Genomic DNA, 11,649 nt, shown 5'->3' on the forward strand with positions numbered 1-11,649 from the left:
TTCCCAAGTTGTCTTCAGTGACTCAATGTAATACTGATATTTCTCATGCTCCTCCATACAAGGAGGAGTTTTTGTACATACGAATTTTCACAAGCATCAATCTAAACGATGTATACTCTACCATTCCCCCACCCACATAGAAAGCTATCATTCTTCGAAATCTCATCATGCTAATGCCCCTTAAAGCGCACCTATGCTATAATATGGAAAGTATGGATAGCTACATATACAGGAGGATTGGAGCAGAATGATTGGGAAATTTTTGATTTTCTCTCTACTGTGGAGTTTGCTCGGTAACCCGTTTTTGGCAATGCTCGTACTCTTAATCTTGATCTATATATTGGATCGCAACTTTGTCGGTGTATTGCCCAGCATCAGCAAACCGTGGAAAAGAAGACGCAATGCAGCACGATTGCGTCAACAGATTGCGTTAAACACTAACAATGTGGCTGCCAAGTTTGATTTGGCTCGAATTTGGCTCGAAAGCAAGAAATACTCGCAGGCTTTGGAGCTACTATTGGAAATTCAATCCCGATATGAAGATTCAGCAGACTATTGGAACGCGCGGGGTACGGCTGAGGTACACACAACCCATCTGGAGGATGGAGAACAGCATTTACTCAAGGCACTGGACATTAACCCGCGAGTGCAATACGGTGAACCCTATTTGCATTTAGCCGCTGCTTTCAAGGAACGTGACGTAAATAAGTCACTACACTATCTACAGCAATTTCAGGAGATCCAATCTTCTTCTAGTGAGGGCTATTATCTGACAGGCCTAATGTACCGTATGCTGGGACGCAAGGATGAAGCCAGCGCTGCATTTAACCAATCCATTGCTGTCTATCGTTCTCTGCCCAAATACCGCAAACGAAGTGAGCGCAAGTGGGCTGCTCGTAGCTTATTCCGTAAATTAATCGGCTAAACCGCACACTGAAACGCAAAAAAAGAGGCTTATGATGGTCAGTTCCTACTGCCATCATAAGCCTCTTTCTTTCATATACTTTGTCCGATCCGAAGCATCCGCTCACACTCATCGTAACGGCGCATAACCAAGTCGACTCAGTTCTTCCGCAATCACACGATAACCACGGCTATTCGGATGTATCCGGTCCAGCGAAAGCAATGCCCGTTCATTGCCTTCGAACGCGGGATAAATGTTCGCTACCCGGTAATTGGGTCCACCCAATGTATAGAGAAACGAGTTGAATTGGCGTACATATACTCCCGCCTCTCTTATCCCTGGAAAAGGATTATATAATCCCACCATTCGGATGATAAATGGCTCACGCTGACCGGACTTTATTTGATACAGGGCATGTACAATTTGGCGTACATGTTCTTTGGTATGATTCAGTGCTTGTGGAATGGAAGAACCTGAAGAGCCTGGGCCTCCAGCAAGTGTACTGATATATGGACGTAGATCATTGCCGCCGATCGTCACCGTTATGAGTTCAGCCCGATTGATTGCTGACCGAAAAAGCGGATTGTTGCGAACCATAGACAGCAGCTCCTGCGATGTCAGTCCGTTGATTCCCAGATTCTCGTAACTGACTGGTGTACGGAGATATCTTTCTGCCATTTGCCGATAGACAGGTACAAAGCCGCCACCTAGCAACGTCCCTGCACCTGTCGTTAAAGAATCTCCAATCGCTGTGTAGTGATACGCCAATGAACCCCACCTCCCTCCGACATAACATATATTATGTAGAAAAAAAGGAAGCGGGACCCGGAGATTCGCTTATTCTTCGTCTATTTCATATACACAATGAAATTGCCCACCATCTGGCAAATCCTCTGATCCATATACAGCAAACCCCACGTTGCGGAAGAAATCTGCCCCCTCCGCATCTGTATCCACCATAAGTCGCTTCGGGCTACGCTCCTTAATAAGTGTAAGCAACATCCCTCTGCCGTAGCCTCTATGACGATTTTCAGGCAATACAGCCAGATGATGGAGCACAATCGTTCCATCCTCCCGCTCCTCAAAACCGACAACACCTACAATAAGTCCTTCATCTTCCACACCGAACAACTTCCATTCATCCGAGGCTTGATAAGCACGCAAAGCTGCCTCTCCGCGTTCAGGATGATCTAGCACGGCGTAGGTAAGCAGCTCCAGCACCTCCTCACGAGCTGAATCTGGTTTTATATTTTTAAACATCGTTAGTCGTCTCTCCTTACAATCTGAAATGAGATTACACTTTAATTTTCCACAATAAGCAACGGCCAGTTATCTAGCCACTGTTTTTCAAATACACGCTGACGAAAAGCCGTAGTGTGACGGAACAATGGGCTTTGACGTACCCGCATATCCAGCAGATCTTCCAGCCCATGCGGACAAATGACCTCCATTTGATCCTTGGCATTCAATCGAATGGCTACAGCAGTTGCCGTCTCTGGCCAGCGACTCATCGCATCCTCTATCGAGGAATACGGAGCCTCCCCATTGCGAATATGCATCCGAGCTTGATTTTTGACAGACCAGTTGCGTCCCGCCTGTTTACGATTCAAGGACTGCTCCAGAAATTCATCTCGTTCCTCTAGCGTATTTTTGGGGTCAAAATAAATAACATCGATATCGTTTAGTGGTGTAGCTGTTGTATAACCATGTAGCTTGTCCCACACACGGTTGCGTACATAGCCCGCGGCTATACAACCTTGCGGAAGCTTCAGCTCTCGCACATAGCGCAAGTCTTCCAAGACCTGTGGATCATTCATATATTGTATGATTCGTAGCACATTTTCTTCCGACTTCATCCTGTACTCAGCCCCCTTTTTTTATGATGACAGTTGCTGCACAGACTCTGCTCCTTGAGCCGCGAATCGGGCTGTACGCTGCGCCAAACGGCGGCGTGCGACCAGCAGGAAGGGAATACCGATCACAACCGACAGTGCAACCGGAACAAACACGGCAAGCGGTGCCGTTTGACCATAGACATCCAGCAACCAGCCACCAAATAAAGGAGCCAGTACACTACCCAAATTATTAAAGCCGATCGTACCGAAGTAGGTCCCTTTATATTGAGCATCAGCAATTTGATCAATCAGTACGTCCAGCATCGTGAACAATAATACTTCGCCTATTGTAAACAGCACCATATCCAGTATAAACATCCAGCCTGAGTTTAGCATACCGCACAGCAGCAAGCTGACCGCAATACATATATTCCCTGCTATTAAGGAATTCACTGGAGAAAAGCGGCTTGCCAGCCGCACCAGTGGATACTGAAAAGCCAATACGCAAACCGCGTTGACCGTTAGCATGTATGTAAACCACCGGGTACCTTCCTCGAAGGACAACGATAAAAATTGAGGCATTGTCGAATTGGAATGGGCATAGCCCATTACGCAGAATACAGTTCCCAACAGAATCGGCATAAATATGGGATCCCTACTGGCTGTTCGGAACGCCTCGCCTATCCGCAGCGGAGCCTCTCCCGCTGTTGTGCCTACATGCAGATCCGATGCATACCGAGTAAACTGGATCAACAGCAGTACCCCGTACAGAGCATACACACCAGCGGCTACCATGAACGGCGTACCTGTAGATGCCGATCCCAACATCAAACCAAGCAGCGGTCCTGCCACCACACCAACATTAATCGCCGCATATCTCATGTTATAGACAAGCAATCTCTTCTCCTTGGGGGTTACATCGGATAATAGCGCCCGCGAAGTTGGCTCGAACAAGGATCTGCACAGTCCATTCAGAGCATTAATGACAAAAAAGGCCCAAGCCGCTTCTGCCAACGCAAAAGCGACAAATACAAGCGCCCAACTCGCAATGGATACCAGCATGACCTTACGTCGTCCGATCCGATCTGAAATATATCCACCGTAAAAGCTGGCAAAAATGCCAACCAGCGAGCTGACCGATACGATCACCCCCGTATGAAAGGGGGTGACCCCCAGACGGGTGGTCAGATAAATAGACAAAAATGGGATGCTCATAGAGGTCGCCATCCGACCAAAAATCGTACCCGCTATAATTGTCCAGGCCAGCGGGTGAATGGAACGCAGCTGTTCTTTCATATATATATTTTAGGTCCTCCTTCTAGGTACAAGTCTAACAAGGGGGAGACAGTCTCGACTGGTGAATATAACGTTCCAGTTCTAAACACGTTGTCTGATAGACAGACTGGAGCGCAGACAACTTCCCTTGTACATTCTCAAGTCGGTTCTCCCGTGCAAGCTGTTCAATATCAGACAGCAATTTGGACAAACGCCCGACACCCAGACTCACGCTGCCTGATTTCAACTCATGAGCAGCCTCTACTACTTTTGTGGCTTCGCCCGCAGCAACCAGTTCTTTTAACTTGTTGATTTTGGCAGGTGTATCACTGGTATACATTTCGACCAATGACTCAAGTAATCCCGTGCTACCATCCTCGTCCAGCAGCATGATCTCACGAATAACATCCTCATCCAAAATAGGCTCAGATTCCGGAATGGGTAGCCATTTGGCCAGCTTTTCTGAGAGATTTTCAATCGTCACTGGCTTCATCAAGTAATCGTTCACACCAATCACCCGCCCACGAGCCTGGTCTTCCTCGGACACATTTCCGGTCAAAGAAATGATCGGCACAGGCGGCTGTTGGTTTTCTGCTTCCCACTGGCGGATCGCTTTCGCCGCATCATGACCATTTAGCAAAGGCATATGATGATCCATTAGAATGCAGGCGTAGGATCGTTCGGAGGCCGCTCTTACTGCAGCTTGTCCATCCTCGACAAAGTCAATATGCTGAAATCCCAGGTGGTTAAGCTGTAATTGCACTACTTGACGATTCACCCGATTATCCTCTGCTACCAAAATAGCTTGAGAATGACTATGCTCACGAAGCAACTCGCTACGTACCGTCAATTCACCATTTTCATGTTCTTCTATTTCAACTGCCTGTCCTGATACCTTCCTGAAGGGAATTTCAAACCAGAACGTGGAGCCTTGGCCTTCTTCGCTAACGACCCCAATCTCTCCCTGCATAAGTTTCACAAATGAGCTGCATATCCACAGCCCCAGTCCCGTTCCTCCATATTGGGAGGCGCTGCCTTCACCAGCTTGCACATAAGGCTGAAACAGCTTGTCCTGATCCTCCGCTGAAATCCCGATGCCCGAATCCTGCACCTCAAAACGAACACGTTGGGAATCTTTAGTTTCCTCAACCAATTTTGTCCGAACAACAAGGTTCCCTTCGCTTGTAAATTTATTTGCATTGTTCAACAGATTAAGCAAGATCTGCATAATCCTTGCCGAATCTCCTTCGAGATGCTCTGCCACGGCTCGATCAGTCTCTATACTCAACTGGTTGCCCATCTGATAAATTTGCGGCTCCAACAACTGGGCAACATGGCTCATAATCGCCTGAACTCTGACATTTCCGATCTCTAACTCCATCTGTCCTGCTTCTACTTTGGATATATCGAGCAGATTATTAATCATGTTTAGTAGCAGAGAGGCCGACTCACGTATCACACCGATGGCCTGCCGCTGATCTGGAGATAGTTTGGATGAAGCTAACATTTCGATCATCCCCAAAATTCCGTTCATTGGCGTTCTAAATTCATGACTAACCACGGCGAGAAAAGTGCTCTTCAGGTCATTAGCCCTTATCGCTTCTTCCTTTGTCCGCTTTAATTCCGCATTGCTTTTGGCAAGCTGACGCTGCAGATTGACCAGTTCGTTGTTCATTGCTGAAAATTCATTCAGCAGCTTTTCTTCCTCAGCCTTGCTTTTCAGAACCTCATCCGTTAATTGTTCGACCGTTCTCCGCAGGACAGCCATTTCTGCTGTCGGTTCCTTCATATTAAAAGGCCCCCTTTACAAAATGACTTACGGGTTGCCAACACTAACATTATCTCTTGAGCGAAAGTATGTCCTCTGCTACCTCCAGCGCTTCCTCCGCACCTGGTGCATATCCATCGGCTCCCACTTCCTGCCATAAGTGTGAATCAAGATTAAAGGGCAATCCACCGACCATAATTTTCACATGACTTGTAGTTGTATTTTGGCGGATCACAGTAATCAGCTTTTTCACCAGATGGACATGGTAAGCCATGGTAGCTGAGATAGCCACCACATCTGCGTTGTAGCTCACAATGGCCTGAAGCAGACTCCGATCAGGTACATTGGCACCTAAATAGTACGTATCCCAGCCATCCATCTCGAAGATATCAGCCAGCATACGCAGACCTATTTCATGCTGCTCGCTGCCTACACATGCTGCTACGAGGCTACGTCCCTTATTTCCAGCACCTATCCATCTGGGATACAGGCTGGAAATAATAAACTGAGTCGCGGCAGTACAAAAATGTTCTTGACCAACCGTAATTTTGCCTTCATGCCACAGACGACCTATTTCATATTGCGAAATTTGAAAAATATATTTATAAGTATGTTGAATAGACATACCTTCATCTAGCAAATGGACGATCCAATCCAAAGCCTGTCTGCGATTACCAAACAGTAAATATTCCAAATATTGAGTCACATCGGCAGCATAGGGATTATCATCTGTAATAAAAGAGGCGTACTCCTCTTTCTTCCCAATTTGCTGTATCCCCAATTCCAAATGCTCCAGCACCACCGTTTTTTCCCTGTGATGAAAGTGCTCTACCAATGTCTCCCGAATTAATTGAAAATTGATGATCAAATCTTCTTGGGTTATGCCGAAACCTTCTAAAAGTCTCTTTAACCAGGAAACATAATACGTAAATAAAATAGGACTGCTCACGATTACACTTTCAGCTAAATAGTTCAAACTATATAAAGAGTCCTGTTTTGTCTTTATTTTACCGTTGTCCCCAAAGCGCTCCAAAAGATCTGGCTGTAATTCGTATTGTTTGTGGGTAACTAGCTCAGCCAAATCTCCTGCTTGCATCAATAGCGACTCACCTGCGGTATATTGCTGTATACTCATGTACAGCTCCTTCCCCGACAAGGTATTTGTATATGAAACAGGTTCTAGGGATGACCTCAGATCGAGACTATTAGACAATTATACCTGATTTGCGTCCCCACTGCCCAAAATTAGACAAAAAAATAAAATACCGAAAAGTCGGTATTTTATCTTAAAGCTGATTTAACCAGAAAATGCAACACTTATGATCCGTTACTCTTCTGTCCCTCAGCTGTTAGTCCAAGCTTTTTTAGCAGATGAATAGCCTGCTCCTTCTCTTCCACGGATAAGCCATCCACAGTCTCCATAATAACACGATGATGCTGCGGGAATATTTGCTCAAAAAAATGACGTCCATCATCAGTTAATTCTGCATAAATTACACGCCGATCATCTTGTGACGCACGGCGGGTAAGCAGGTTTTTTTTCTGGAGTTTATCCACCACATACGTAATATTCCCGCTGGAGATCAGTACCTTTTCTCCAATCTTCTGCAAAGGCTGCGGTCCGCGATAATACAAAAGGTCAAGCACACCAAATTCAGTTGTATTTAATCCATGACTATGAATGTCCCGATTCGTGCGAGACGTGACCGAATTATAGGCACGAGCCAGAACAACGAACAAATTAAGCGCTAAGTCCTGATCATCTGGTTTTACAGACATATTAACAGCCTCCGTTACTCATATCTTTATTCCAAGATATCTTAATTGCGTACTTTTGTCAAGTTTAAGCGCTTCCCTTCCTGCTTTTACGGTCTGTATTGAAGGAATTACCATCTATTATGCGGAAGTTGTCGTTCATTATGTAAAAAAGCCTGCCCTCGACCAGTCATTAAATACTGATATCGAGAGCAGGGCGATTATGATTCAATTCTTAATTTCTTACGTAAAAATACGTAGGCAACACGTCCGCATAATACTCCCAGTACATTCAGTATGATGTCATCCACATCCATCGTACCTGCGCCCAGCAGCATTTGGGTTACTTCGAGAATGACCAATGCGGCCACCACCACTAACAGCAGCCTGCCTACCCTTCGCATAGATACCCAAATGATCGGCACAAGAATACCGAAGGGGATGAACACACCAATATTCCCGAGCAAATTAACACCCCATACCCGAAAAGGGGAAGAATGCATGGCCCGCCAGTATCGCCCGATCGTATCCAAGGGAACAACATTATATGAATAGGGAGGTCCTGGCCGCAGCGTGCGACCAAAACCGAGAAACATCCAATATAATAGAAGCCCTGTATATAATATCAATAACACGAATGCTACATTATAAAACAGACGGTTACCAGACATTATTTATTCCGTACGTCAATTTGTCCATTAGCTCGTGCGATAATAACTTGATCCGCCATGTTAATGAACAGTCCATTATCGACTACACCCGGAATCTGATTCAAGCGAATTTCCAGTTCCTGTGGGTTTTCGATCGTACCATAGCGGCAATCGGCAATATAATTTCCGTTATCCGTAAGGAAGCGCTCGCCGTCTTTCATACGCCATTCCGCTTTACAGCCTGTCTGCCGCAGAGCCTCTAACGTCCATTCACTGGCAAAAGGTACCACCTCGACCGGCAAAGGGAATGCGCCCAGCACCTTCACATCCTTGGACTCATCCACAATAATGATTAATCGATCGGTATTGCTTTCCACAATTTTCTCTCTCAGCAGAGCACCACCTCCACCTTTTACCAATACCAGTTGCTCATTCACCTCATCTGCACCGTCAATGGTAACGTCAAGCCTCCCAATCTGATCAAACGGAATGATGGGAATTCCCAGCTCCCTGGCCTGATCCTCCGAGGCTTGGGATGTAGCTACAGCCTGTATATGTAATCCTTGTGCCACACGCTCTCCGATTTTTTGAATAGCCCAATAGGCTGTCGAGCCTGTACCAAGTCCAACTTTCATACCTTCCTGAATCGCCTCAACTGCTTTTTCGGCCGCTTTTTGCTTCAAATTCATTATCATCTCTCCCGCTATATAGGCTAGTGTTGATCAACATCTATTTTATATGAGAACGCTTTATAAAGACAGAGACAGCTTTTTACCATAACATAGACTATTTTCATCGTGTTCATACTCCCCAAATCGTTCAATAGGTTCGTATCCCTGCTTGGTATAGAAGGCAATTGCTTCAGGTTGAGCTGCTCCAGTCTCTAGATTAATCCTTACTACTCCCCGCTTTCTGGCTTCCTCTTCCAGAAAAGATAATAGGCTAACTGCAATTCCTTGTCTGCGATAAGAGGAATCGACATAAAATCTTTTAAGCTCCATCTCTTCCGCATCTATAGGCCTAAGCCCTCCGCAAGCAACTGGTTTTCCATCCATATACACAACAGCGAAAATCATATTTTTAACTTTCGGGTTGGAAAAATCCACCAAGTAAATTTGATCGGCAGGATACCTTTCCAACAAGTCTTCATCCAGCCTACGAATCAAATCATGCAGATCCGCATGGTCGCTCTCAACCTTTAAAATCGTAAACCTCGACACTTTTCTCATCCCTCTCCTCTATGCATAGATACATGGACTCATTTCGCGAACAAATCACGAAAACCGCGATAAATCAAGCATTCGCGGCTTCAAATATGAAAAATGTCCCAAATTGATAAGTGCATTTGACTCTATTATAAAGTATGATGGTTTCTGTTGAATAGTTGCTTATGGACTGAAATGAACTCGAATTTCAAGCAGGAGTATAAATTGGAAAATACTGAAATACACACAACCTTTACCTATTAAAAATTAATTTTTTATTGCGTTAGGTATTCATTTCATGAGCTTTTTGTACGACATATATATAGGGATATCATACTTGTCTGAAAAAGACTTAAGACCTATTTTGAAAAAATCAAGGGTCAATTATCTCTATTTATTGTGTTTGTAAGGGGGACTTGATTATCTCATTCGATAAGCGGTTCAACACCATATACAAAAATACTACCAGGGAGTGGAACATTTTGAAAAAGTGGAGTAGCTTATCATTCTTCACCAAAAACTTATTATTATCCTTCTTCAATATCGTATTGATCGGGCTAGTCCTTATTGTGTCTAGCTATTTGATCCAACGTACGATTTTGATTGACCAATTGCATGGGCAAGTGGAAAAAATCACATTGAAGTGGGCGCAGGGCATTAATTCCGATGAAGTATCCCAAGCGGTTCAAGAAAAAAATTATGATGGACCCATTCAAACCAAACTTCGTACCTATCTAGATAACATCATGGCAACGAACCCGAATATCTCTCACGCCTATATTTTCGGAACAGAGCTGGAAAATGGCAATCAGACATCCATTGTCGCCATGCCAACAGATCTGAGAGAATCATTTGAAAAAGATAAAATGGGTGTCGGCGCTATGTACGAGCAACCCAATGTCGTAGCTGTAGGCGTAACTAGCATGCTGGACTCCGGCAAACCTACATTCACCAGTTTTTACGATGACTCTTTTGGTACATGGACGACTTTGATGACGCCGATTAAAGATCCTAGTGGCAAAATCTTTGCCTATTTTGCTGTCGATGCTGATGCCGGTGCTGTACCTGCCGGATTGACCAAGCTGCTCATTAGCGGCGCCACCATTTTGGTGATATTCCTACTGATCTGCCTGGCGCTTCAATATTGGGTAGTAAAACGCACACTATCTCCGATTAAGCAACTGATGTACGGTATCAGTGAAGTAAGCAGAGGAAATCTGGATGTTCAAATTCATGCTGGCCAAGATGACTTGGGGCTCGTGAATCAGAACTTCAACGATATGGTAAGCCATATTAACAGCATTATGACCAAAGTGAAGCAGACTACTGATGAAGTCAATGAGTCTGCGAAGGAATTACTCGCAATCTGTGAGCAAAACGGAATCAATTCCAACATCATCAACCAAAATATCAATGAAATTACGGATAATATCCGTTCACAGGAAAAAGCGACAGGCGATAGTGCACGAGCTATGGCTGAAATGGCATCAGTCATTCAAAATATTGCTACAAGTTCTTCCAATGTGGCGGAAGAAGCCAATTCGGTAGAGAAGCGTTCGAATGAAGGTAACGAGATTGTAGATAAGGTATCATCCCAAATGCATTTGATTACCGATTCAGTAACGAATACTTCCCGTATCATCAAGTTGCTGGACAGCCGTTCACAGGAAATTGGCAATATCATTAGCACCATTTCAGGAATTTCTAGCCAAACGAACCTGCTCGCCCTGAACGCTTCTATTGAAGCTGCGCGTGTCGGTGAAGAAGGTAAAGGCTTTGCCGTTGTGGCCAATGAAGTACGTAAGCTGGCAGAACAATCTGCGGAGGCAACTAAACAAATTACGTCTCTGATTGAAGAAATTCAAAGTGAAATCGGACAAGCTGTGAATTCGATGGAGCAAGGGAACGTTGAAGTTCAAAACGGTATCGTCGTTGCTGGACAAGCAGGCGAGTTGTTCAATGACATTCTTCAAGCAACTAAAAATCTAGCATGGCAAATCCAAGAAGTATCCAGTGCTACTGAGCAAATATCTGCGGGGACACAGGAAATGACCGCGACAGCAGACGATCTTTCCTCCACCGTAACCAAAACAGCCAATAACAGTGTTCACATTATGCAAACGGTAGAGGAACAAAAAGCCTCTTTGGATTCTATCATTGAGTCATCCCATAAGCTGACGTCCATGTCCGAAGAGCTTCAAGAAATTACATCTTATTTCAAAATTGCAGACACAAACCGTACCAAATCATAAATATC

General features: G+C 44.8%; 12 protein-coding genes. 2 read left to right on the plus strand and 10 right to left on the minus strand.

All coding sequences use genetic code 11. From position 1 onward, the window contains the following. Window positions 1–247 precede the first annotated feature (247 nt). Window positions 248–925 (plus strand): tetratricopeptide repeat protein, encoded by a 678-nt coding sequence (locus G7035_RS25465; protein WP_017425767.1) that lies wholly within the window; start codon window positions 248–250, stop codon window positions 923–925. Between the two features lie 108 nt (window positions 926–1,033). On the opposite strand, the gene G7035_RS25470 is transcribed toward G7035_RS25465, so the two are convergent. The 10 genes from G7035_RS25470 to G7035_RS25515 form a co-directional block, all read right to left on the minus strand. Continuing rightward, entirely contained in the window at window positions 1,034–1,672 is a 639-nt protein-coding gene (locus tag G7035_RS25470; RefSeq protein ID WP_017425768.1) for a GDSL-type esterase/lipase family protein, read from the minus strand. Between the two features lie 69 nt (window positions 1,673–1,741). Then, the gene (locus G7035_RS25475; protein ID WP_017425769.1) at window positions 1,742–2,164 is read right to left on the minus strand and encodes a GNAT family N-acetyltransferase; all 423 of its coding nucleotides are present in this window, start codon (window positions 2,162–2,164) and stop codon (window positions 1,742–1,744) included. Between the two features lie 41 nt (window positions 2,165–2,205). After that, complete coding sequence (locus G7035_RS25480) at window positions 2,206–2,760, minus strand: nucleotidyltransferase family protein (protein ID WP_017425770.1); 555 nt, start codon at window positions 2,758–2,760, stop codon at window positions 2,206–2,208. Between the two features lie 21 nt (window positions 2,761–2,781). Continuing rightward, window positions 2,782–4,035, minus strand: a complete 1,254-nt coding sequence (locus G7035_RS25485) for an MDR family MFS transporter (RefSeq protein ID WP_017425771.1) — start codon at window positions 4,033–4,035, stop codon at window positions 2,782–2,784. Between the two features lie 34 nt (window positions 4,036–4,069). Beyond that, a complete protein-coding gene (locus G7035_RS25490) occupies window positions 4,070–5,803 on the minus strand; it encodes an ATP-binding protein (RefSeq protein WP_017425772.1) in 1,734 nt (577 codons plus the stop codon). Window positions 5,804–5,852: 49 nt separating this feature from the next. After that, window positions 5,853–6,917 carry a cobalamin B12-binding domain-containing protein gene (locus tag G7035_RS25495; RefSeq protein ID WP_019686963.1) on the minus strand — a complete coding sequence of 355 codons (1,065 nt, stop codon included), beginning with the start codon at window positions 6,915–6,917 and terminating at the stop codon, window positions 5,853–5,855. Window positions 6,918–7,099: 182 nt separating this feature from the next. After that, complete coding sequence (locus tag G7035_RS25500) at window positions 7,100–7,561, minus strand: MarR family winged helix-turn-helix transcriptional regulator (RefSeq protein WP_013309820.1); 462 nt, start codon at window positions 7,559–7,561, stop codon at window positions 7,100–7,102. A gap of 197 nt (window positions 7,562–7,758) precedes the next feature. Continuing rightward, a complete protein-coding gene (locus G7035_RS25505) occupies window positions 7,759–8,208 on the minus strand; it encodes a VanZ family protein (RefSeq protein WP_016819238.1) in 450 nt (149 codons plus the stop codon). Continuing rightward, window positions 8,208–8,876: a ribose-5-phosphate isomerase RpiA gene (rpiA, locus tag G7035_RS25510; RefSeq protein WP_016819237.1), complete on the minus strand. Its 669-nt coding sequence runs from the start codon at window positions 8,874–8,876 to the stop codon at window positions 8,208–8,210. The genes G7035_RS25505 and rpiA overlap by 1 nt, the downstream gene beginning before the upstream one ends. 60 nt (window positions 8,877–8,936) lie before the next feature. Next, entirely contained in the window at window positions 8,937–9,407 is a 471-nt protein-coding gene (locus G7035_RS25515; RefSeq protein WP_019686962.1) for a GNAT family N-acetyltransferase, read from the minus strand. 467 nt (window positions 9,408–9,874) lie between these two features. Between G7035_RS25515 and G7035_RS25520 the strand changes: the two genes are divergently transcribed. After that, window positions 9,875–11,644 carry a methyl-accepting chemotaxis protein gene (locus G7035_RS25520; RefSeq protein WP_016819213.1) on the plus strand — a complete coding sequence of 590 codons (1,770 nt, stop codon included), beginning with the start codon at window positions 9,875–9,877 and terminating at the stop codon, window positions 11,642–11,644. Window positions 11,645–11,649 lie beyond the last annotated feature (5 nt).

Origin of the sequence: Paenibacillus polymyxa, assembly GCF_015710975.1 — a bacterium.
GTDB lineage: Bacteria > Bacillota > Bacilli > Paenibacillales > Paenibacillaceae > Paenibacillus > Paenibacillus polymyxa.

Coding starts and splice junctions, on each gene's coding strand:
- G7035_RS25465 (WP_017425767.1), top strand. CDS start 248: ATGATTGGGAAATTTTTGATTTTCTCTCTACTGTGGAGTTTGCTCGGT.
- G7035_RS25475 (WP_017425769.1), bottom strand. CDS start 2,164: ATGTTTAAAAATATAAAACCAGATTCAGCTCGTGAGGAGGTGCTGGAG.
- G7035_RS25480 (WP_017425770.1), bottom strand. CDS start 2,760: ATGAAGTCGGAAGAAAATGTGCTACGAATCATACAATATATGAATGAT.
- G7035_RS25485 (WP_017425771.1), bottom strand. CDS start 4,035: ATGAAAGAACAGCTGCGTTCCATTCACCCGCTGGCCTGGACAATTATA.
- G7035_RS25490 (WP_017425772.1), bottom strand. CDS start 5,803: ATGAAGGAACCGACAGCAGAAATGGCTGTCCTGCGGAGAACGGTCGAA.
- G7035_RS25495 (WP_019686963.1), bottom strand. CDS start 6,917: ATGAGTATACAGCAATATACCGCAGGTGAGTCGCTATTGATGCAAGCA.
- G7035_RS25500 (WP_013309820.1), bottom strand. CDS start 7,561: ATGTCTGTAAAACCAGATGATCAGGACTTAGCGCTTAATTTGTTCGTT.
- G7035_RS25505 (WP_016819238.1), bottom strand. CDS start 8,208: ATGTCTGGTAACCGTCTGTTTTATAATGTAGCATTCGTGTTATTGATA.
- rpiA (WP_016819237.1), bottom strand. CDS start 8,876: ATGAATTTGAAGCAAAAAGCGGCCGAAAAAGCAGTTGAGGCGATTCAG.